This window comes from Ktedonobacterales bacterium, assembly GCA_036557285.1.
Classification (GTDB): domain Bacteria; phylum Chloroflexota; class Ktedonobacteria; order Ktedonobacterales; family DATBGS01; genus DATBHW01.
Window position 1 is genome coordinate 209,236 of sequence record DATBHW010000005.1, and the last position, 22,053, is coordinate 231,288.

Here is a 22,053-nt window from a genome sequence, read left to right on the forward strand (position 1 = left end):
AGCTGATGGCTATCCATCCTGATGTTCAGGTAGACAGCCCAGAGATGGTTCTGCGTGCGGCACTGCCTCTGGCAGTGCCGCACGCAGAACCATTCAATTAGCCTTTGACGCTTCCAATCGTCAAGCCGGACTTAAAGAACCGCTGCAAGTAGAAGAACAGGATCATAATCGGAACGGCAACCATCACCGAAGCTGCGGCGAAATAGCCCCACGGCACGCGGAAATTGCTTGTCAGGCTGTAGATTCCGACTGGAAAGGTGATATTGGTCCCCAGGCTCTCTCCTCCCAGGCCGTTCGAGTTCAGCAGGATATTTGCGAGGGCAAACTCATTCCAGCCCAGGATAAACGCAAAGAGCGCCGTGGTTGCCAGCGCCGGAGCCGCCAGCGGGAGGGTGACACGCCAAAACGCCTGGGTAGGGGTTGCCCCATCCACCAGCGCCGCCTGCTCCAGTTCCACAGGCAGCGTATCAAAATAGCCCTTCATATTCCACGCCCCAAACACCACCGACTGCGCCGCGTAGACTAACGCCAGCCCCTCCAGCGTATTAATCAGGTGCAGCGACTGCAAAAGCAGGTAGTAGGCCATCAGAGCAAGCAGGCTCGGAAACGCATAGATGCCCAGCAGAACCACCAGCGTAAGCTGCCGACCCCGAAAGCGGAAGCGAGCCAGCGCATACGCCGCAGTAGTCGAACAGAACAGGCCAATCAGCGTCGCCAGGCCGCAGACATAGATCGAGTTCCACACCCAGTTCAGGAAAGGAAGCTGAGTGAGAACAAACCTATAGTTATCCAGGGTTGGTTTCGTCGGAAAGAGTTGAAGATCAGTAGTATAGAGGGTCTGATTGCCGCGCAGCGATGCCTGGAGGACAAAATAAATGGGGAACAGCGCAAAGATGGTCATAACCACGAGAAACACGTAGATCAAGAAAGTCCAGGGGCTTGCCCTGCGCCGCCGACTCAGGCTCATGGCTCTCGCTTCCTCGCGTTCGCCCACCCTGCTCGCTATCCCGGCCTTTGGCAGCGCGCCGGCGCTCGCCTTCAACGTCTGGTCACTCATGCCTGGGCCTCCTTGGTCAGATTCGTGGCGCGCAGCGAAATAATCGTCATCAGCAGCAGGATCACAAAGATCAACACGGCCACCGCCCCCATAGCGCCATATTTGGGATTACCGCCGGTATCCCCAAAGAGCTTGTTGTACATGTAGATCATCACATACGAGGTAAAACCAGGCTTGAGCGCGCTGGTGATTGGCCCGCCTCGGTTCACCAGCCAGACCGTATTGAACATCTGGAAAGTGGTGATAGCACTCAAGATGGTTGCGGGCGTGATGGCTGGGCGGAGCAGCGGCAAAGTGACATAGCGGAAACGCTTCCAGGCATTCGCGCCATCCACGCTGGCCGCCTCGTGCAATTCCTGGGGTACGCTTTGCAAAGCGCCCAGAATCACCACCGTGAAAAAGGGATAAGAAAGCCAGAGATTGATAATAACCACCGCAGCAAAGGTTCCCCACGAAGTCGTCAGCCAGGGAACCCCGGCCTCCGGCCCAAATGCCACCCGCAGCAGCTTGTTAATCGGGCCAAAGTCATAATGAAACATGAACTTCCAGACGAGCGCCGTGATGGGACTGGGTACCGCCCAGGGCAAGATCAACGCCATCCGCCAGAAAGGCAGCCCTTTGATCCTGGGGTTGTTCAACGCCAGCGCCGTCAACATCCCGAAGATCAGAAAGAGCGCGACACAGACAAATACATACAGGAAAGTGAGCAGGACGACATACAAAAAATCGCTTTGCAAGCTGCCCAACGCCTGCTGATAATTTTGTAAGCCAACAAAGTGATAATCATCGAGATGAAACAGGCTCTTGTTGGTAAACGAGATGGTAACCATGTACAGAATCGGGTAGAGATTGATGATGGCAACTGCGGTAAAAAGCGGCAGCAAATACATGGCAATCGTTCTACGCTTTACCGTCAGCATATGGCGCCTCCTCTTACCAGAGCGTAGCAGTATGTGAGCGCAGTATACAGGAAGGGTGGAGAACCGCGATCCTGGCCTCCACCCTTCCTATTTTCCAATCAGCGCATCAGTTCATCCGGCGCTTCACGTGCCTACGAGTTGAGTTGTTGGATGTTATGCTCAGCCGCTTGCTGCGCATCTGCCAGCGCGGCTTCAGGTGTCTGCGCTCCGGTCCAGATAGCGGTCAGCGCGTCAGCCACCGGCTTCCACAACTGCGACATATACGGCGTATTCGGCAGGGCCGTTCCCAGGGTTGCTTGAAGCGCAAAGCCGCCCACCGATGCCAGCGCCTTCACGCTCGCGTCATTATCGGCGGCCAGGTTCGCCGGAATCTCGCCGTTGGCCTTCGCCATCGCAATCTGATTCTCAGCGTTCGTGTAGAACGTCATCAGGTCAGCATCCAGGGCCGGATTCTTGGACAGCTTCGTCACCCACAGCGACTTCACCCCTACGAACGGCTGAGCAGCCTTGCTGCTGGAAGATACCACCGGCAGCATCGCAAAACCGACGTTATCGTTCGTGCTTTTAGAGTAGTCGTTGTAGTTCCAGGGGCCATCAATGACCGCCGCCGCTTTGCCTTCCTTAAAGAGCGAACTGGCAACACCGCCATCAATCTGGCTTGGCAGATAGGGCTTAAAGGAATCCAGGAACTTGCCCGCCGAAATCCCAGCCGGGGTATTCAGGCCAACTTTGCCGTCCTCATGCACATAGAACGCGCCAGCGCCATAGAACCACCCGGCGTTATAATAGGCGTCCTCAGTAGGCCAGACTATACCATAGCTCCCAGGGTGCTGCGCCTGGTAGTTCTGTGCGAACGTCAGCATATCGTCGGTGGTCTTGGGCAGTTGGTCGGCGGATATGAGCGACTTGTTGTACATGATCGTCACCGCTTCGACTGCCTCCGGCACGCCCCACACATGATTGTTGAACTCCACACCCTGCGCCGCTGCCTTATTATAGGTTTTATCAACGAAACTCTTGCTGATGTAGTCGTCCAGCGGAATCACGATCCGGCTTTGCGCCAGCGTACCCAGCGAATCATCCGCCCAGGCGATTATATCCGGGCCAGAGCCAGCGTTGATCGCCGTAACGGACTTTTGCACCACATCTTCCTGGTGAACCAGCGTAATGGTTACATTCGGGTGCATCTTATGATAGGCATCAAAAATGGCCTGCTTCTCTGCCAGATAGCTGCCCTCCCAGCCATGCCAGATGACGATATTACCGCTGTAATCAATGTTCTTGCTGGCAGGGCCACCAGGGCTAGAACCACAGGCAGCCAGGAAAAATGCGCTGATGAGTGCGAGCGGAAGAAGGTACGCGCCGACACGCTTGATAGACATGGATCAACCCTCCTCGATGAGCGTATGGGGGACCGCATTGGCCGTTATCCCCCCTGGAAAAAATGGCGCAAAACTGCGCAACCTATCCTGGCAGAGCGAGCGGAGGATTATCAGCCTGCTCCAGATAGCTCTCCAGGTTATCGCTGATCGTCGTCAGATGATCCAGCAGAGTGTGTAAATGGCCCTCGTTGACGACACCAATCAGCTCACGAATACGCGCTTCATGCTCCTTGCAGACGAAATCACGCAAGCGACGACCTTCGGGGGTCAGCGTAATGAGAAAGACGCGGCGATCACGCGCGTCAGGGGTGCGCCGGGCCAGAGAAGCTCGCTCCAGCCGATCTACAATGGCAGTGACATTACTTTTATCGGTCAGCAAGACCCGACTCAGGTCAACCATTGAACGTCCCTGCTGTTCATCGAGATGCTGTAAGGCCCAGAACTGGCGGGAGCTAAGGCCATAGGTGGTGAAGAAGTGGCGGTCACAGTCATCAAGTAAGAGAAACGCCTTTTTCAGCATCTGATAGACCTCCTGGGTGACATCCTTTTCTTCTTCGCCTCGACTCATAGCGCCCGCTTTCTGTAATAGTTATGAGTTCAACAGTTGACTTACAGAATGTATAATACAAAACAGTTGAAAAGTCAACTGTTTTTAGGACGTGTTTTTTGATCCCAGCGAACACTGGGATGAGCCGCGCGCGTTATCATCTGGCGCTGCTCTCGTGCAGAAACAGAGGAAGCGGATATAATGAGCGCACATCTTAAACAAGAAGGACGCACAACTGATATGCACTGGACGACAAGCCTGCACCACGATGGGTCTCCGCGTTATGTCACCGCGCGCGCGTATACGCTCGGTGAGCGCGTGTCAATCAGGCTGCGTACCGGCCTGAATGCGCCGGTTGAGCGCGTATTCCTGCGCATCTCTCCCGACGGTAACCAGTCACTGCTTGAGATGCGCCTTACTCAGACCGACGCGACGTGCCGCTGGTGGGAAGTGGAGTTCCCCCTGACCATGCCGCGCAACAACTACCGCTTCTGGCTGCTGACGCCAGAAGGAGAATGGTGGCTCACGGCTCTAGGAGCGATGCGCCATACCCCCACCGACGCGCACGACTTCGTACTCCTCGCCGACTACCAGGCGCCTTCCTGGGTGCAGGATGCCGTCTTCTACCAGATTTTTCCTGATCGTTTCGCTGACGGCGACCCCACTAATAACGTTCGCAGCGGGGAATATCTGTACCACGGAAAGCCCGTCATTGCCCGGCGCTGGGAAGAAGCGCCTGCCTCCCATGACCGAACCGGCGCGCGCGAGTTCTTCGGCGGCGACCTCCAGGGCATTCTCCAGAAGCTGGATTATCTGGAGGAACTGGGCATTTCGGCGCTCTACCTCACCCCTATCTTTACTTCCCCAAGCAACCATAAGTATGATGTCGAAGATTATCTACACGTTGACCCCCATTTTGGCGGGGAAGCCGCGCTCATCGCGCTCCGCCAGGCGTTACAGGCGCGCGGCATTCGGCTGGTGCTGGACATGATACCCAACCACTGCGGGGCCACCCATCCCTGGTTTCTCAAAGCGCAGGCCAATCCGACAGCCCCGGAGGCCGAGTTCTTTACCTTTGATCGCGGGCGCAACGAATACACCACCTGGCTGGGGATACACAGCCTGCCCAAACTGAACTATCGCAGCCAGCGGCTCCGCGAGATCATGTACGCGAATAAAGACGCGATCACACGTTACTGGCTGCGCCCGCCGTTCTCCATTGATGGCTGGCGGATTGATGTAGCCAATATGCTGGCGCGCCAGGGAGAAAGCCAGCTTGGGCATAAGATTGGTCGCGGCATGCGGCGCGCCAGCAAAGAAGAAACGCCTCACGCCTATCTGCTTGGCGAACTCTTTTTTGATGGCACGTCCCACCTCCAGGGCGATGAACTTGACGCTGGCATGAATTACCAGGGATTTATGCTGCCGTTGCAACAATGGCTCGCCCCATCTGGCCTCTATCAGCACTGGCGCGCTCCCTGGGCCAGACGCCATCCCTTGCCAACGGAGGCGCTGGTTGATCAATGGCGCGCGTTTTTGGCCGCGATCCCCTGGCAGATTGCCATGCAGCAGTTGAACTTGCTGGACAGCCACGACACCCCGCGCATCTCCGGCATTCTCGGCGGTGAAGAAGATCGTGTTCGCCTCGCTGCCACACTTCTCTTCACCTATCCGGGCGTGCCATGTGTCTATTATGGCGACGAAATTGGGCTGGACGGCGGCGGTGATCCTGATAACCGGCGCTGCATGCCCTGGCAGCCTCAGAAGTGGAACCATGAACTCCGCGCTTTGTATCAGACGCTCATTCGGCTGCGCAGAACCTCGCCCGCGCTGCGCTGGGGAGGCATCCAATTCGTCTATGCCGCCAACGAGACGCTGGCCTATCTGCGCGAGGCTCCAGAGGAAAGATTACTGGTTGTGGCAAGAAGATCAAGCGATGGGGTTCGAGCTTTGCCAGTAAGCCACGTCGGGCTGGAAGAAGGAACCCGGCTGCGGAATGTGCTGACCGGAACCGAGGCACGTATCGTCGGGGGCATGCTGCCCCTGGACAGCTTGCCCTCGCTTGGCGCGCAAGTCTGGCAGGTTCTGAGGGACGGTTAAACACATCAACCCATTGAACAACACCCAATCAGCCTGTAGCGCCGACCTCTGCGTGTACCGCCGCCGTCCCTGGCGGCGAGACGCTGCGCCAGCGTAAACGCTGGCTCTCTATCGCTGCGTTCGCTCTCAGCGTTGAGCCGTCTGGAAGGCGGCTCAACAGGTGAGGACCACTGCTCTGCCAGAAGGTTGCAAGGCGCGCTCAGTACGTGATAGCCACGCGCTGGCCGCTGCGCGCCGATTCCACAATGGCGTCGGCCACCACCGAGGCGCGATAGCCGTCCTCGAAATTAGCGCCCTCCGGGGCAACCGGCTTCCCGCTGGTAACAGCATCGAAGAAGTGTTTGATCTCATGCACAAACGTATGCTCCCAGCCGATGATATGCCCTTGCGGCCACCAGGCGTCATAGAACGGGTGCGTACTTTCGGTGACAAGCACCTGCCGGAAGCCCTGCCCGTCGCGGGAAGTCTCTTCTTCGGGCAAATAGACTTCCAGTTCGTTCAGGCGCTCCATATTGAAGGCCAGCGAACCTTTCTCACCGTTGATCTCTAATGCTTGATGATTTCTGCGACCGCGCGCAAAACGGGTCGCTTCCAGCGTGCCTATCGCTCCATTGGCAAAGGTCAGTGTAGCGGCAAACGCATCATCCACCGTGACCCGCCCGGTGCCACCTTCTGCGGTTGGCCGCTCAGGAATAAACGTCGCGGTATTCGCGCTGATCGTCGCTGGCTCGCCAACCAGAAAACGCGCGATGTCAATGATATGCGTACCCAGATCGCCGATAGCCCCTGTTCCTGCCGTCTCCGCATCCATTCGCCAGACCATTGGAAAGGCCGGATCGGTAATCCACTCTTGCAAATAGCGCGCGCGGAAATGATAGATCCGGCCCAGCCGACCCGCCTGGATGATCTCCCGCGCCAGGCGAATAGCCGGAACGAAGCGATAATTGAAGGCGCACATATGCACAATGCCAGCCTGCCGCGCCGCCTCCCACATCTGCTTCGCCTCGGCGGCGGTACGGCCCAGCGGTTTCTCGCAGATGATATGCTTGCCAGCCCGCGCAGCGGCAATACAGGGTTCGGCGTGCAAATGATTGGGCGCGCCATTATCAAACACCTGAATGTCGGGATCATTCACCAGCGCCCGCCAGTCGGTAACAGCCTTCTCGTATCCATACCGGCGCGCCGCAGCCTCCACACGCGCTTGATTGCTGCCCGCAATAGCAACCAATCTGGCCCGCGCAGGCGGAGGAGTATAAATGTAGTTCAGCTTCTTGTAGGCGTTAGTGTGCGCTTTGCCCATAAAAGCATAGCCCAGCATGCCCACGCCAAGCGTCGGTATCTCAGCAGACGCCTGGCCGCCCTCGCCCATCGTCAAAAATCCGACACGATCTGACATACAACCCTCCTCTTGTGGCTACATGAACAAGCTGATCACAGGCATTTAGATCGCTTGCAAGATACCCCGCAGCTTTTCCAACGAGCGGCGCGCGCTCTCCAGCGAAGGGATACGGGGCTGATCATTCTCCACAATATACCAGCGCGCGCCCTGCTCGTGCGCTGCCCGGCAAATGCCCACCATGTCTAGCGTCCCATCGCCTACCTCGGTAAAGCTCCGGTCAGCCGCCATATCCTTGACATGAATCAGCAGCGCGCGGCCAGCGCGCTTGCGCAGATAGGCCGCCGGATCGACACCGGCATAGGCCGCCCAGTAGACATCAAGCTCCAGGGCAACCACCAGCGGGTCTGTGTTTTCAAGCAGCGCGTCGAGGAGCATCGCCCCCTCGCTCTGAGCAAACTCAAAATCATGGTTATGGTAGCCAAACGCGATGCCGCGCTCGTGGCAGCGGCGGCCAATCTCATTGAGGCGCTCGGCAAGCGCGCGCAGGTCGTCCGCGCCGCGCTGCTCAGGCGGCAGCCAGGGCAGAACCAGCGCGGAGCAGTTAATCGTCTGGCAATAATCAAGCTCGCGGCCAAGATTGCTCTCCAGGGCCGCCAGACCGATATGCGTTGACGCAGCGCGCAAGCCATGCTCTGTTAATAGCTCTGCCATCTGGTCCGCTGCGAGTCCGCCATAGCCCGCAAACTCAACGGCGCGATAGCCAAGCTGCGCCACTTGCCGAAGCGTCCCTGCAAAGTCACGCGCGGTCTCGTCGCGCACCGTATAGAGTTGCAGCGCAATGGGTGGCCGGTCCATGTATTTCTCCTTCTTGTCTGGAAACCCGCTTTATATGTAGGCGGGATGATGCTCCCATTATGCCCTGAGCGTTTCCTCTTCCACCTCGCCCAGCGGCAGCGGCGCTGGGCGCTCGCACATGCTGCTAATCTCGATATGGCTGCCTTGCTCCGAAGCTTCCTCAAACGCCAGCATCAGATCGAGAACATGATACCCTAATGCTCCGTTGGCGCGATGCGAGCGGCCCAGGCGCAGCGCATAGGCCATCTCGGCCACGCCAATGCCCCGGCTATTTTCGCTGTAGCCGTGTGTCAGCGGCGTCTCACCCCACTCCTGCGCTCCAGCGCGCCGCACCCGTACCGGCCCGCCAAATATATTGGGGTCTGGCACACTGAGCGAGCCGCGCGTCCCGTAAATCTCTATGCTCGGCAGGCTGCTCTCCCACACATCAAAGCTGGTGATAATCGTCCCGACAACGCCGCTGGCAAAGTCGAACACCCCGGCAATATGCGTCGGCGTCTGCACGGGAATCATCTCGCCATAGTGGGGCGCGCTGGTAATCGTGCGCTCAGGGAACGTGATCCTGGCCGAGCCGGTGACGCGCCGAACCGGACCCAGCAGCGAGACCAGCGCCGTCAGATAATACGGACCCATATCCAGCATCGGACCAGCCCCACGCTGATAGAAGAAAGCCGGATCAGGGTGCCAGCGTTCCGGCCCACGCCCCATCATTGACGCGACGGCGGCGACAGGCTCACCAATCCAGCCATCATCAATGAGTTTGCGGCACGTCTGCAACCCTCCGCCGAGAAACGTATCGGGCGCGTTGCCCACCAGCAAGCCGCGCTCCCCAGCCGTGTCCAATATCTGGCGCGCATCGGCGCGGCTGATGGCAAGCGGTTTCTCATTATAAACGTGCTTGCCCGCCTCCAGCGCAGCCAGCGCCACCTCGGCATGCGCCGCCGGAATGGTCAGATTGAGAATCAGCTCGATCTCTGGATCAGCGAGCAGCGCCTCAACGCTGCAAGCGCGCGGCACATCAAACTCTGCCGCCCGCGCCTGCGCTCGTTCAAGAAACAAATCGGCGCAGGCCAGCGTCTCCAGAATCTTCAAGTGTTTGAGGGTCTCCAGATATCGGCTGCTGATCGTGCCACAGCCGATAACCCCAACGTTCACAGGTTGGAGTGGCTGAATGGTTCTGGCGGGTTGAGTCGCTGTTGCTGGCTGAATTGATCTATCGTTCACACCCTGGCTCCTGCTGTTGAGTTTTCGCATGTCAGGCTTCTATAGTACCACGAAAAACCGCTTTGTTGTAATCTACCAGCAGAATAGCCCCCGCCGCCAGCGCAGAGAGCAAGGCCAGCGCCCAGAAGATGGGTGGGTATGCTCCCAGGAGATCGTAGAGCAGGCCCACGCCAACAGGCGCGATCCCCCGCGCTCCGGTAATAAACAGCCCCAGGACGCTGTTAATTTTCGCGTAGTGCATCGAGCCGTAATGATCGGCGACCAATGCCGCCCGCGCAGGCGTAATCGCCCCAAAGCCAGCGCCAAACAGCAGGACAAAGCCAACCACGCCGACGACGCCAGGCGTCAGCAGCAACACGAGCAGCGCAATAGCCTGGAGCAAGAAGATCAGAGCCGTCACCAGACGGCGCGGCAGGCGCTCTCCCAACGGCGTGAAGACCAGACGCCCCGGAAGGGCCATGATGCCAATCAGACCAACCATACTGGCGGCAAAGCTGGCGGTATAGCCATGATCAATCAAATAGGGAACCAGATGTACCGTGATCGCCGCAGCCGCCAGCGTCGTAAGCGCGAAGGCTGCGGCCATCCACCAGAACGTGGTTTCGTGGAGCGCAATCTGTACAGAGACGCCCGGCCTTTCAGCCATCTGCGCGGGCGGTATGGATGCCGACATAGCAATCCCATCAGGCGTCAGGCCCATATCTTCCGGTCGGCGGCGCAAGATGAGCCCGTGCAAGGGAATGGTAAACAGCGCCAGGCACAGCGCCAGCGTGACCAGCGCCACGCGCCACCCCTGAAGCTGGACCAGCCACGCCGCCAGCGGCACAAAGATCACACTGGCAAAACCAGCAATGAAGGTTAGAATCGTCAGGGCGCGGGTACGCCGCCGATGAAACCAGGTCGCCACCAGGGCAAAGGCAGGATCGTAGAGAACAGCCGCCATGACGATGCCAATGCCGATCCAGATCAGATAGAACAGGGCCAGATTTCCCACCGCCGCCCAGGCCAGCAGCAGCAGCGTGGCAGCGCACGACCCGCAGGTCATCAGCCAGCGCGTCCCATGACGATCAATCCAGCGGCCAACCGGAATGGCGGCCACGGCGCTACAGAGCAGCGCCAGGGAGAAGGCTCCGGTTAGTTCAGACGTGGACCAGCCCAGCGCGGCGTGCATTGGCCTCACGAACACGGTGAAGGTGTAATACAGCACTCCCCACGACGTCATTTCAGTAAACGAAACGCCGAGGAGCATGACCCAGCCATAGTACACGCCCTGCGGGCGCTGCTTCTGATGGCTCGCGTGTTCTCTCATCGTCGTCTCAAGGTAACATCTTCTCCATCACGATGACATCCACCCACTGCTCATCGAGCAAGCCCTGTTCGTGATAGATACCGACGGTCTGGAAGCCGTGACGCTCATATAAACGCATCCCTGGCGCGTTGGTCGGAAAGGCCGCCAGCACCATCTTGTGATAGCCGAGCAAGCGCGCCCGCTTCTCCAGCGCGCCCAGCAGCGCATCGCCAATACCCCGTCCACGCTGCTCGCGCGCGACGTAGACGGAGAAATCCGCAACGTGATCATAGACCGGGCGCGGGTTGAAGGGATTGAGCGAACCCCAGCCCACAACCATCCCTGAACGCTCCACTGCGACAAGTACCGGGTGGCGAGGCCCGCGCGCGGCAAGCCATTCGGCCCGCTCTTCCGGCGTGCGTAGCTGCGTCTCTAGCGTGGCTGCCCGATCCTCGATCCCCTGATTATATATGTGGGCAATAGCGGCTGCATCATCGCGGCTGGCCTCTCGAATCTCCAAATGCTCCTCCTCTCTTGCGCTGACCAGCCCGGCCCAGGAACGCGCCTGTTGTCCCAACCCGCTGAGATAGGCCGCGAGGAATTCGATAATCTCCGGGTCCAGGCAGTAATAGCGGTTCGGCCCATCGCTGCTTGCCTGCACAATGCCCGCTTCGCGCAAGAGGGTCAGATGGTCAAAGAGGCTGGACTGTGCCAGCGGCAGCGCCTCAGTAAGCTGCACAGCCGTACAGTCCTTGCGCTCGGCAAGCAGCGCCACAATGCGAAAGCGCGCCGGATTCGCCAGCGCGCGCAGCACACGCAGCACACGGGCTTCAATCGCTGTCGGGGCCAATTCACCCGTTTTCATCATGGCCTCCTCTCACCTGCTTGTTCCGGTTTTTTCCGATTATCCGATTATAAGTACCCCTCTCCTCCATGTCAACAATTACCAGGCTCATCGGTTCCACCACCTATCACGGACACCACTTGTAGCGCCGCCATCTTGGCGGCTCAACGCTGGCCTGTTGGTACGTTGGACCGCAGGGCGAACGCCACTTGTAGCGCCGCCATCTTGGCGGCTCAACGCTGGCCTGTTGGTACGTTGGACCGGAGGGCGAACGCTCGCTCTAGCGAATCCTTGGCCGCCAAGATGGCGGCGCTACAAGTCACACGCCGCGCTTGCCAAGACCTCATGTGTGGCGGAACCAGCTATCTGGCTTGTGGAAATCGGCGCAGAAAGCTATGATGGCATCATCATTTCAGCATCACAAGGAGAGGGAGATGACACGACCAATCACGCTGTTTACCGGACAATGGGCTGACCTGCCGCTGGAGACGCTGGCAGAGAAAGTCAGCCAGTGGGGGTTTGACGGCCTTGAATTGGCCTGCTGGGGCGATCACTTCGATGTGCGCCGCGCGCTGGCGGAGCCGCGCTATGCGCAATCACAGCGGGATATACTCAACCGCCGCAACCTGCAATGCTTTGCCATCAGCAATCATCTTGTCGGCCAGGCCGTCTGCGACCCCATAGACGCCCGCCACAAAGATATTCTGCCTGCCCACATCTGGGGCGATGGCGACCCGGAAGGCGTGCGCCAGCGCGCCGCCCAGGAAATGATGGACACCGCGCGCGCCGCCGCCGCGTTTGGCGTGCAGCAGGTGAATGGCTTCGCCGGGTCGGCCATCTGGCATCTGCTCTATTCTTTTCCCCCCAACAACTTTGCAGACATCGAGCGCGGCTACGAAGATTTTGCGCGGCGCTGGAATCCCATCATCAATGTGTTTGATCAGGAGGGCGTGCGCTTCGGCCTGGAGGTTCACCCAACCGAAATTGCTTACGACTTCGTGACCACCCGCAAAACGCTTGACGCCATCGGCAACCGACCTGGCTTTGGGCTGAACTTCGACCCCAGCCATTTCATCCCGCAATTCCTCGATCCGGCTGCTTTCATCGAAGAGTTCGCTGACCGCATCTATCACATCCATGTGAAAGACTCGAAGCGCCGCCTGGATGGCCGCAGAAGCATCCTGGGTTCCCACCTCAACTTTGGCGAAGCTATGCGCGGCTGGGACTTCGTTTCCCCAGGGCATGGCGATGTGGACTTTGAGGCGCTGTTCCGGGCGCTCAACCGCATTGGTTATCAAGGGCCGCTCTCCGTTGAGTGGGAGGACGTGGGCATGGACCGCGAATGGGGCGCGCAAGACACCCTCGCCTTCATCCGGCGCACCGATTTCACCCCATCCTCGGTAGCCTTCGACGCGGCCTTCCGGGGGAAATAGCAGCGCGTCTACTTGTAGCCATGAGTCATCCCAGATTGAACCAGGAGCGCGGGGGCTGCTGGTGAGCGGCTCCAGCAGCCCAGACGCCGCGCAGCACCGTGCGGAGCGCCGCCGTCTCGGCGGCTCAACGCTGGCCTGCCGAGATGTTGGATCGGAGGGCAAACGCTCGCCCTGGCGAATCGTTGGCCGCCGAGACGGCGGCGCTACAAGTGGTGTCAGCCGCAGAAGTTGGTGGCGGCCCTCACCAGCACTTCCACACAGCGTTCCACATCATCCAGGTTCACCCACTCTACCGCCGCGTGCGCGCCTTCGCCGCTGGGGCCGAAGATCACGGTCGGAATACCGCTGGCCGCGAGGATAGCCGAATCCATCCACCAGGCCGCCCCAAAGACCGCCGGTTCCCGGCCAAGCACAGCGTTGGCCGCGCCGCGCACTGCCTGGACAATCGGCGCATCTGCCGGAACCTCAAAGGCAGCGCGGGCCAGCGTGGTCCTGACGACAGCCTGAAGCGCGGGATCAGCCGCCGCTAACTGGTCAATGATGCGCTGAAGTTCCGCCTCAACTTGCTCCGGCGTCTCTTCAGGCAGCGTGCGACGTTCTACGCTCAACAGGCAGTGCTCAGGATAGCTGGAAAGTTCCTGGCCCCCGGTGATAAGCGAGGCGTGCAGCGAGCCATGCCCAAGCAGCGGGTGGGCTGGCTGCGCTGCGAGCGCGCTTTCCAGATGCTCCAGTCCGGTGAGAATCTTGCCCATCTTCACGATAGCATCAACGCCCACATTGGGTAGCGAACCATGCGCGGCTCTGCCAGTCACCTCCACCTCCAGCCAGGTGAAGCCCTTATGCGCCAGACAGAGATCAAGCGCCGTCGCCTCAGTCACGATAGCCGCATCGGCGCGCCAGCGCCTGACCACCGAAGCCGTACCGATGCTGGCATACTCCTCATCGGCCACAGCGGTCACAATCACATCGCCGCGCAGCCCGCGCTGCTTTGCCTGCGCCGCCGCCAGCATGATCGCCGCCAGGCCGCCTTTCATATCATACGCTCCGCGCCCATAGAGGCGGTTGCCTTCGACCCCCGGCTCATGGGGATGCTCCATGCCGACCACGCCAACCGTATCCATATGCGCATTGAGCAGCAGCGACCGCCCACCTCCCGAACCGCGCGCAATCCCTACGACGCTGGGGCGTCCGGCCACCGGCTCATCCAGCGTCACCTCTAATCCCGCTTCCTGAAGCCAGTTCGCCACAAACTGCGCAATAGCCGCCTCGCCCGCGCCTCCCGGCACAAGATCGGGGTTAATAGAGTCTATAGCAACCAGCTTTCGCAGCAGCGTCTCAACCGCCTGCGGCATGTGCGCGCTCCTTCTTGTTACACAGCCTGTTCCAGCTTCACCCCTAAATACTCCGCCAGCGCCTGAACCACCAGTTCATGATCTTCGTGTTGGGGCAGCCCCGATACCGTAATCGTCCCGACCACGCCGACCTGTTTGACGATAATGGGAAACGCGCCCCCATGTGGCGCAAACTCGCGGGGATCGAGCAGGGCGCTGTCCTGAATCGTCGTGTTTTTGCTCTTATACAGGATGCCCATGTAATAGGAGCTATGCCCAAAATGATTGACCACGCGATTCTTGCGCTTGATCCATGCATCATTATCGGCAGAGGTACCCGTCAGCGCGCAATGAAAGAGCTGCTGACCATTTCTGCAAATATCCGCTGTGATCGTTTTATGGTTCTGCTGGGCGGTTTCGACCAACCGGTTGCCCACTTCCCATGCGATCTCGTTGGTGAACTCGCTAAATTGCAGAACCTCTTCCTGGTGAAGCAATGTGCGCAAGAGTCCCTGGTAGTTTTCCATCGAAACCTCTCTTTACTGGAGACGGCTTTGCCCTGCCGTAGAGTACCACAATCTCACCAGACCAACCATCAGGTTGTTTTGAGCAAACCATTCACCGATGAGGTAGGACTGTGAACAAGCGCACACTTTCAGAGTGACATAGCTCACATCTCTTCGCGCAGAGCAGGCGCATCCTGGCTTTATAGCAAGAGGTCAGTGATGCGAGCGAGGCCAGACAGCACCCCCAAAATTGTAGGGAAACACGTGTTTTTTGGCTCTCTCACTATGGAAGGTTTCTGCGGAAAGGTTCTAAGGGGGCCTCACACAACCTCCGCACGAGCAGGGGCGGGGTTGTAGCGCCGTCCTTCCAGGCGGCAGGGGTGGGGCCAACCGTCGGTTGTGTGAGGCATTCTAAAGAAGGATGCTCAAAGAAGGATGCTCAAGTAGGGTTGTAGCGCGTGTGGTATTCAGAGAACTTTTATAGACCATCACTAATGCTCTGTTCAAGAAAGGACAAAATCATGAAAGGGAAGCTCTTTTCCCCATTTCCAGCCGCTCAGGCGGCAGCGAGGCATCAGCGCCATTTCCTCGGCGCGGCAGGGCTGTTTGCCGTCGCAACGCTCGTGCTGTTTCTTACGGCCTGCGCCGGGCCGGGCCAATCTGGCGCAGCCAACACAACAGCCGCAGCGACTAACCAGGCCGACATCGTGCCAGTCACCACCGTAAGCGAACAAAATGAACTCGCGCCACAGACCAGCAGCGCGAAAAGCTACCTCATCAAAGTCTACTTTTCCAGGTTTGATGCGCCGGATTACGGCGCGGTCTTCGCGGTGAACCGCTACTCGCCAACCCTGGGGGTGGCAACCTTCGCCATTCAATCGCTGATTGCCGGGCCTACTCTCTCAGAGAGCGATGCGGGCTACTACACGGAGTTGAACAGTTCTTTCTCTGGCCCGGCCTCTTGCACCAGCGCACAGTCGAACGGACGGCCAGACTTCAGGGACTTCAGGCTCAGCCTGAATAAGAAGGGCAAGGTCGCTGAGCAGGGAACCGCTACCGTACAATTCTGCCGACCCTTCAGCAGCGCGGGTATCGGGGTGGATGCCCGTGTCACCGCAGAGATCACCGCGACGCTGAAACAATTCTCCAACATCAAGAAAGTCGTCATTCTCTCTCAAACCGGGCACTGCATCGGTGACGAGAGCGGGATGGACCTCTGCTTGAAGTAGCAGCGAAAAGGCCCACTTGTAGCGCCGCCATCCTGGCGGCCAACGATTCGCCAGCGCGAGCGTTCGCCCTTCAGGCCAACGGACCGGCAGGCCAGCGTTGAGCCGCCTGGAAGGCGGCGCTACAAGTCCCCTACTCCTTACTTTCCCCGCCGGGGAGCCGGGGCGGCTCCTGGGGCGCGGGGCCAGCGCCCAGTTGAAGTTGCTGTTTCATCGCCGCCAGTTGAGCGTCAACCTGGGATTGGCTGCTGATCTGGTTCAACTGGCGATCAAGATTGTCGCCGCCAGGGCCAATCATCGCGGTGTCCTGAAGCGTACCTTCCTCGATCAACTGGTCCATCGCCTGGGCGCGCGCCTGCATCGTCAGCACCTTATCCTGGGCGCGCTCGACAGCCAGGTTCACATCGGCCATCTCCTCAGAAATGCCCGTCGCCGATTCGCTGATCTTGACCTGCGCCTGGGCCGCGCCATACTGCGCCTTGACCATCTCCTTCTGCGTGCGGAACGCCTCCACCCGCGCCGAGAGGCGTTGTTCCATCTGCGCGAACTTGTCTTGCTGCGCCTTCATCTGCTCAATCTGCTGCTGATAACCCGTAAGCTGCGTTTCCAGGTTCTGGCGGCGCTCCAGCGCCATGCGCGCCAGGTCTTCGCGGTTGGCGGCTAATGCCTGCCGCGCCTGGTCCTCATACCTGGCGATCTGCGTCTGCGCCTGGGTCTGTTGCAGTTCCAGCCGCTTCTCATTAGTCACAATGTCGGCAATCGCGCGGCGCAGGTTCGTCAATTGCTCAAGCTGCTGCTGGTACGAATAGTCCAGGGTTTGACCAGGGTCTTCTGCTTTATCCAATGCCGAACTAAAGACCGTTTTAATATACGTTGTAAATCGGGAGATCAGCCCCATGACAGCTCCTCCTTCTTTCCTCTGAGCGCCGCTTTTGATGGCCCTGGCTTTCGCAGGTCCGCTTCTATAGGGTACACTATATCGAGACAGGTATAGTATACGCATCAACCTCTCCCCTGATAAAGAGGCAGAGCGCGTTATTACGGATAGCCCAGGAGCAGAGCATATGGCAATTGCAGAAGCGGTATCTTCCCATATTTATCGTATCATCTCGCCGCTGCCGTTTCCTCCAGTCACCGTCAATCTCTATCTGTTGCAGCATCGAGACGGCTTCGCCCTGGTGGATTGCGGCCTGAACAGCCGCGATGCGTGGGATGTGCTGGAGCAGGGATTGGCAGAACTCGGCATCAAGCCAGCAGACCTGACACACCTGCTGCTCACGCACGTCCACCCCGACCACATGGGCGCGGCGGGCCGACTGAAGGAAGCCAGTGGAGCGCCGGTATTTGTCCATCGCCTGGAAGAACCGTTTATCGCCAGCCGCTACCGGGCCGTAGCCCCCCTGCTGGCCGAGGTCGAGGTGTGGCTGCGCCATCACGGCGCGTCTCCGGCGGAGGCGGAAGCCCTCTCGAAAGTCTCGCTCCAGATGCTCAACAGCGTGCAGCCAACCGAAGTGGACATCGTGTTGGAGGGCGACGAAACCCTGGAGATCGGGGGGATCGAACTGCGCACGTTCTGGACACCCGGCCACTCGCCAGGCCATCTCTGCTACTATGACACCAGGCAGCGTATCTTATTGGCCGGAGACCACCTGCTTCCTGGCACGACGCCCAACATCTCGCAGCACCCCCAATCCTCACCCAGCCCGCTGGATGACTTTTACGCGGCGCTCCACGCCGTTGAGCAGGTAGACGTGGCGCTGACGCTCCCTGGTCATGGCGACCCCATCCACGACCACCGGGCGCGCATTGCCGAGATGCTGGCGCACCACGAACGCCGCAAGAATCAGATGATAGACCTGCTTACCACCGGGCCGCTCAGCGGCTGGGACATCTCCAAAACGATCTACAAGCGCGTGCAGGGCGAACCCTTTCAGCAGCGCCTGGCGTTGATGGAGACGCTGGCCCATCTTCAGGCGCTGGCCCACGCCGGGCGCATCCGCAAACTGATGGGCGACGACGGCGCGGTCCTGTGGGAACGTGCCGCATCATAGCGCGGGTACGGCCCTAAAAAGCCGTCAGGCAGATGGGCTTATCAGGGACATGGAAGAGGCGGTTGAGCGTTTCGAGATAGCCAGGGTCGGAGAGGTCCGCCAGGTGATAGAGATACAGGCTGCGAAAGCGCACCAGCCCCAGCAGCAGCGAAGAGAACTCCGCCACTTCCAGCCGCATCTCTACGTCGTGGGCATCCTCTTTGCTCACTGATGGCCTGCCATCCCTGAAATGCACGACCAGGCTGCCCGCGTTCGCCGGATAGAAGCTGTCGTTCAGCGTCATCTTGACCCGGCAGTTCTGGCCCCCAAAGTCATGCTCGCGCAGCCGCTCGAAGATGCCGGGCAGATCGATCACGCGATACATCAGGCCCACGCCCTGCACATTGCTGGGATGATAGACCGATGGCAGCAGCGCCTCTGAATCAGAGCGCGGGTCCAGCAGCAGGTGATGAAACTCCTCGTCCTGGGTCCGAATCACCACAAAACGAATCTGGTCGGCCTGGCTATGCAGGAAAGTGAACAGTGCAGCGAGCGCCTCGCGCGTCTCGTAGAGCAGTTCATCTACATGCAGGTCGTTGATGAGAAAGTTGCCCTGGTCATGTCGGCGGAAGGTGAAGACCAGGTAGCCCAGCACCTGGCCGTCGCGCTTATACCCAACCACCCGCCTGTCGGCAGCCGTAAAGAAGCGCGCGACATCCGCCTCAGACCGCTGGATCAGGCCATGCGTGCGCGCCTGGCAGCGTTGATAACAACCCAGCACTAATGGCGTATCGGCCTGTGAAAGCCAGGCGATATGCTGCTTCGATGGCCCCTTCGGCAAACTCGCCGGATGCACCCGATATTCGTTCAGCTTCGTTCCATAGCCAAAGCCCATCTGCTTATAGAAATCGGGGCGAAAGGGATAGAGGAGGGCCAGCGCGGCCCCCTTATCCCTGGAGTAATCGAGAAAGAAACGGATTAAATCGCGGGCGGCATGTTCCTTCTTATGCAGCAGGTCAACCGCGACGGCGCCCACGCCTTCAACCGGAACCTGAGCGCCGTGTACGTTCATGGTGTAATCGTAGAGGATCATCCCGCCCAGCAGCGTCTCTGCCTCGAACAGACCATAGAAGGGCCGCGCCGGATCGGCGTCCTGTTCGCGGAAGCGCCCGGCCATGCGCTGGCGCTCCTCCTCCGTGTGAATAGGAAAGGCCGGGTAGGCGTTCGCTGAAATCCTGGCAAAATCCAAAAACTCGTCGCCAGAGAGCCGCCGAATCTCGCGCAAGGGCGCTGCCTCCTCTTGTACACAGCCAGCGGTGGGCTGGCGCTGAAAAGCACGACGGTTTACTGAAGCGGCTGGCGCAGGGTTGGCCCCTCATTGCGCACATTGTTCACCGCGCGAGATACCGCTGCGGCTTGCATCATTTCCGCCGGATAGGGCTTGAGCAGCGGCAGGAGACGTTCGGCTTCCGTCTCATCAGGGTTGAGCCACGACTCCTCCTCTTCCCGGCGCAAAATGGCTGGCATCCGGTTGTGAATCGCGGCCATCAGCGCGTTCGGCGCGGTGGTAATGATCGTATAAGAGTATACATCCTGCCCCTGCTCGTCTGTCCAGTGATCATAGAGGCCGGCGAAGGCGAACAGCCGCTCATCTTTCAGCGAGATATAATGAGGAACCTTCCCCGAACCCGTCTGCTGCCATTCGTAAAAGCCGCTGGCCGGGACCAGACAGCGCCGAGACGAAAGGAGTTGGCGAAACGTGCGCTTTTGCGCCAGCGTCTCCGCGCGGGCGTTAATCAACGCAGACTCGGCCTTGCCCTCCCTGGCCCAGGACGGCTGCAACCCCCAGCGCATCAGCACAAGCTGATTGGGGCTGTGCTTCACGATCACCGGCATGGTTTGCGTCGGCGCTACATTATAACGCGCCGCGACGGGCGGCAGTTGCGCCTCGACATTGAAGCGCCCGGCCAGCGCCTCGATTTCAGCCAGGACATAGCGGCCACACATGGGTTCCGCTCCTTTCTGCTGCATGATGGAACATCTCTTGAGAGACAGATTACTTCACACGCTCTGCTCTTATCAAGAGATTCTTTCTTTCCTGCGGTATAATGGAAAGAGAAGCGTGAGAACCTGCCTGCCCATTCAGGCGAGTATGCGCGAAAACACCTTCCCACATCGTTCTCATCTCTTGGAGCAGTGATGAGCCAGTGGCTACCCCCTGGAAGGGCAGCAGATTCCAGCTTTCAGAAAGAGGGCGTCCATGACGCAACGCAAGGAGTGGTTTTATTGCCCGCATTGGGAGCGTTTCCTGATACGCGGCTCCCAGGATTGCCTGCTCTGTGAACCGCCGCGCCAGATGCAGACGCCCCAACCCGTTCAGGCGCTCCAGCCGGGCAGGCGCTCGTCGCTGCGGGCGATCTTTCCTATCCTCGATGATCACGGCGATGCCTTGTCAGATGACCGACGCCCGCTCGTCAGTTAATGAGAAGGGATGATCAGGCGAATGAAACTCCAGAATACGGGAGTCCTTGTCACAGGAGGCGCTTCGGGGCTGGGGGCTGCCTGCGCGCAGCGATTGAGCGCGGCGGGGGCGAAGGTCGTTATTGCCGACCTGAATGGCGAGGCGGGCGCGGCGCTGGCGCAGCACATCGGCGCGGCGGCGCTGTTCGTCAAGGCCAACGTGACCGAAGAGGACTCGATGCAGGCGGCGGTGCGGGCAGCCGTCGAGCACTGCGGCGGGCTGCATGTCCTGCTCAACTGCGCCGGTATCGGGGTGGCTGAAAAAGTCCTGGGCAAGAGTGGGCCGAGCAGCCTGGCTTCCTTCAACAGGGTGATCGCTGTCAACCTCATTGGTACCTTCAACGCCATTCGCCTGGCGGCAGCCGTCATGGCCGACAATACCCCAGGCGAGGGCGGAGAGCGCGGCGTAATCATCAATACCGCGTCGGTGGCCGCCTTTGATGGGCAGATTGGGCAGGCGGCCTATTCGGCGTCGAAAGGCGGCATTGTCGGCATGACGCTGCCCATCGCCCGCGAACTGGCCCGCTATGGCATTCGTGTCATGACGATTGCGCCGGGCATTTTCGATACCCCTTTGCTGGCGGGCTTACCGGAACCCGCGCGCCTGTCCCTGGGCCAGCAGGTGCCTTTCCCTCCGCGCCTGGGCCGACCAGACGAGTATGCCGCGCTGGCCGTCCATATCATCGAGAACGAGATGCTCAACGGCGAGGTGATTCGCCTGGATGGCGCGCTGCGCATGCAGGCGCGCTGACCGGCGGCCTGCTGGCGGCTGAAGGCCGCGCCTGGAGGGCTATCGCCCACCAAGCCTGCCGACGCAGGCTCCCCCCGCCCGTGTGGGCGGGGCCTTCGTCCTAGCCCGCGCTGGCGGGCTTCGTGTCCCGCAGGGACTCCAGGCGCGGCCTTCAGCCGCCAGCGGACTTGATCAGAGAGGCCAGCGCCTGCTATACTGCTGCACGCGGGGCGCTTCACAGCCGCTGTGACCGCTTCGCTCAATGCCTGGCGGTTGCCCTTACCCGGCCCTGCCGGGCATTCGACTCTGGTCAATCGCTGCGGTTGTCCCCCAGGTCATCGTTCCACCACCTATCACAAACGCCACCTGTAGCGCCGCCGTCTCGGCGGCTCACCGCTGGCCCGCCGGTCCGTTGGCCTGGAGGGCACACGCCACCTGTAGCGCCGCCGTCTCGGCGGCTGGACGTTGGCCTGCCGGTCCGTTGGGCTGGAGGGCACACGCTGGCGCTGGCGAATCGTTAGCCGCCTGGAAGGCGGCGCTACAAGTGGCGCGCTGCGCCATCTGCGAACGCTTCAGGTGTGGGGGTCGGCGCGGGGTACGCTCCGGCCCAACAATCGGGGCAGACGGGCGTGCCTGCCCGCGTAGCAAACCGCGCGGGCTGCTCGCAGAGCGCACAGGGCGTCGGCAGGATCGGGACCGTTCCCGGCGGCAGCGGCAGGCG

Annotated in this window: 21 protein-coding genes; 6 read left to right on the forward strand and 15 right to left on the reverse strand. The window is 60.0% G+C overall.

The genetic code is table 11. The annotated features are described in order from the left end of the window. Positions 1-97: 97 nt before the first annotated feature. The 4 genes from VH599_02530 to VH599_02545 form a co-directional block, all read right to left on the reverse strand. Positions 98-1,057: an ABC transporter permease subunit gene (locus VH599_02530; protein HEY7347168.1), complete on the reverse strand. Its 960-nt coding sequence runs from the start codon at positions 1,055-1,057 to the stop codon at positions 98-100. After that, positions 1,054-1,977: a sugar ABC transporter permease gene (locus VH599_02535; GenBank protein ID HEY7347169.1), complete on the reverse strand. Its 924-nt coding sequence runs from the start codon at positions 1,975-1,977 to the stop codon at positions 1,054-1,056. Before VH599_02535 ends, VH599_02530 begins: the two co-directional genes overlap by 4 nt. A 131-nt stretch (positions 1,978-2,108) precedes the next feature. Beyond that, positions 2,109-3,359, reverse strand: a complete 1,251-nt coding sequence (locus VH599_02540) for an extracellular solute-binding protein (protein HEY7347170.1) — start codon at positions 3,357-3,359, stop codon at positions 2,109-2,111. Between the two features lie 82 nt (positions 3,360-3,441). Then, positions 3,442-3,927 (reverse strand): MarR family transcriptional regulator, encoded by a 486-nt coding sequence (locus VH599_02545; protein ID HEY7347171.1) that lies wholly within the window; start codon positions 3,925-3,927, stop codon positions 3,442-3,444. Positions 3,928-4,107: 180 nt separating this feature from the next. Here VH599_02545 and malZ point away from each other — a divergent pair, with 180 nt between their 5' ends. Then, a complete protein-coding gene (gene malZ / locus VH599_02550; protein ID HEY7347172.1) occupies positions 4,108-6,006 on the forward strand; it encodes a maltodextrin glucosidase in 1,899 nt (632 codons plus the stop codon). A 199-nt stretch (positions 6,007-6,205) separates the two neighbouring features. Here malZ and VH599_02555 read toward each other — a convergent pair whose 3' ends face one another. Genes VH599_02555 through VH599_02575 form a run of 5 tightly spaced genes read right to left on the reverse strand, consistent with a single transcriptional unit; the run spans position 6,206 to position 11,580 of the window. Beyond that, complete coding sequence (locus VH599_02555; protein ID HEY7347173.1) at positions 6,206-7,402, reverse strand: Gfo/Idh/MocA family oxidoreductase; 1,197 nt, start codon at positions 7,400-7,402, stop codon at positions 6,206-6,208. 45 nt (positions 7,403-7,447) lie between these two features. Then, a complete protein-coding gene (locus VH599_02560; GenBank protein ID HEY7347174.1) occupies positions 7,448-8,200 on the reverse strand; it encodes a sugar phosphate isomerase/epimerase in 753 nt (250 codons plus the stop codon). A 57-nt stretch (positions 8,201-8,257) separates the two neighbouring features. Beyond that, the gene (locus tag VH599_02565; protein ID HEY7347175.1) at positions 8,258-9,424 is read right to left on the reverse strand and encodes a Gfo/Idh/MocA family oxidoreductase; all 1,167 of its coding nucleotides are present in this window, start codon (positions 9,422-9,424) and stop codon (positions 8,258-8,260) included. 31 nt (positions 9,425-9,455) lie between these two features. Next, positions 9,456-10,733, reverse strand: a complete 1,278-nt coding sequence (locus tag VH599_02570; GenBank protein HEY7347176.1) for an MFS transporter — start codon at positions 10,731-10,733, stop codon at positions 9,456-9,458. Between the two features lie 7 nt (positions 10,734-10,740). Continuing rightward, complete coding sequence (locus VH599_02575; protein HEY7347177.1) at positions 10,741-11,580, reverse strand: arsinothricin resistance N-acetyltransferase ArsN1 family A; 840 nt, start codon at positions 11,578-11,580, stop codon at positions 10,741-10,743. A 410-nt stretch (positions 11,581-11,990) separates the two neighbouring features. On the opposite strand from VH599_02575, the gene VH599_02580 reads away from it, so the two are divergent. Next, complete coding sequence (locus tag VH599_02580) at positions 11,991-12,989, forward strand: sugar phosphate isomerase/epimerase family protein (protein ID HEY7347178.1); 999 nt, start codon at positions 11,991-11,993, stop codon at positions 12,987-12,989. 215 nt (positions 12,990-13,204) lie between these two features. Here VH599_02580 and VH599_02585 read toward each other — a convergent pair whose 3' ends face one another. Both VH599_02585 and VH599_02590 read right to left on the reverse strand, forming a co-directional pair. Beyond that, entirely contained in the window at positions 13,205-14,341 is a 1,137-nt protein-coding gene (locus tag VH599_02585) for an ArgE/DapE family deacylase (protein HEY7347179.1), read from the reverse strand. A 17-nt stretch (positions 14,342-14,358) separates the two neighbouring features. Next, a complete protein-coding gene (locus VH599_02590) occupies positions 14,359-14,847 on the reverse strand; it encodes a heme-degrading domain-containing protein (protein ID HEY7347180.1) in 489 nt (162 codons plus the stop codon). A gap of 500 nt (positions 14,848-15,347) precedes the next feature. Between VH599_02590 and VH599_02595 the strand changes: the two genes are divergently transcribed. Continuing rightward, complete coding sequence (locus VH599_02595) at positions 15,348-16,055, forward strand: hypothetical protein (protein ID HEY7347181.1); 708 nt, start codon at positions 15,348-15,350, stop codon at positions 16,053-16,055. 130 nt (positions 16,056-16,185) lie between these two features. On the opposite strand, the gene VH599_02600 is transcribed toward VH599_02595, so the two are convergent. Continuing rightward, a complete protein-coding gene (locus VH599_02600; GenBank protein ID HEY7347182.1) occupies positions 16,186-16,950 on the reverse strand; it encodes a PspA/IM30 family protein in 765 nt (254 codons plus the stop codon). A gap of 166 nt (positions 16,951-17,116) precedes the next feature. Between VH599_02600 and VH599_02605 the strand changes: the two genes are divergently transcribed. After that, a complete protein-coding gene (locus tag VH599_02605; GenBank protein HEY7347183.1) occupies positions 17,117-18,103 on the forward strand; it encodes an MBL fold metallo-hydrolase in 987 nt (328 codons plus the stop codon). A gap of 13 nt (positions 18,104-18,116) precedes the next feature. On the opposite strand, the gene VH599_02610 is transcribed toward VH599_02605, so the two are convergent. Together VH599_02610 and VH599_02615 are read right to left on the reverse strand one after the other, a co-directional pair. After that, on the reverse strand, positions 18,117-19,367 hold the full coding sequence (locus tag VH599_02610; GenBank protein HEY7347184.1) for a GNAT family N-acetyltransferase: 1,251 nt from the start codon (positions 19,365-19,367) through the stop codon (positions 18,117-18,119). A gap of 59 nt (positions 19,368-19,426) precedes the next feature. Further along, positions 19,427-20,113 (reverse strand): SOS response-associated peptidase, encoded by a 687-nt coding sequence (locus VH599_02615; protein HEY7347185.1) that lies wholly within the window; start codon positions 20,111-20,113, stop codon positions 19,427-19,429. Positions 20,114-20,342: 229 nt separating this feature from the next. Here VH599_02615 and VH599_02620 point away from each other — a divergent pair, with 229 nt between their 5' ends. After that, on the forward strand, positions 20,343-20,564 hold the full coding sequence (locus VH599_02620; GenBank protein HEY7347186.1) for a hypothetical protein: 222 nt from the start codon (positions 20,343-20,345) through the stop codon (positions 20,562-20,564). Positions 20,565-20,585: 21 nt separating this feature from the next. Continuing rightward, positions 20,586-21,353: a 3-hydroxyacyl-CoA dehydrogenase gene (locus VH599_02625; GenBank protein ID HEY7347187.1), complete on the forward strand. Its 768-nt coding sequence runs from the start codon at positions 20,586-20,588 to the stop codon at positions 21,351-21,353. A 369-nt stretch (positions 21,354-21,722) separates the two neighbouring features. Here the strand turns inward: VH599_02625 and VH599_02630 are convergent. Then, on the reverse strand, positions 21,723-22,053 hold a 331-nt coding region (locus VH599_02630), incomplete at its 5' end, for a hypothetical protein (protein HEY7347188.1).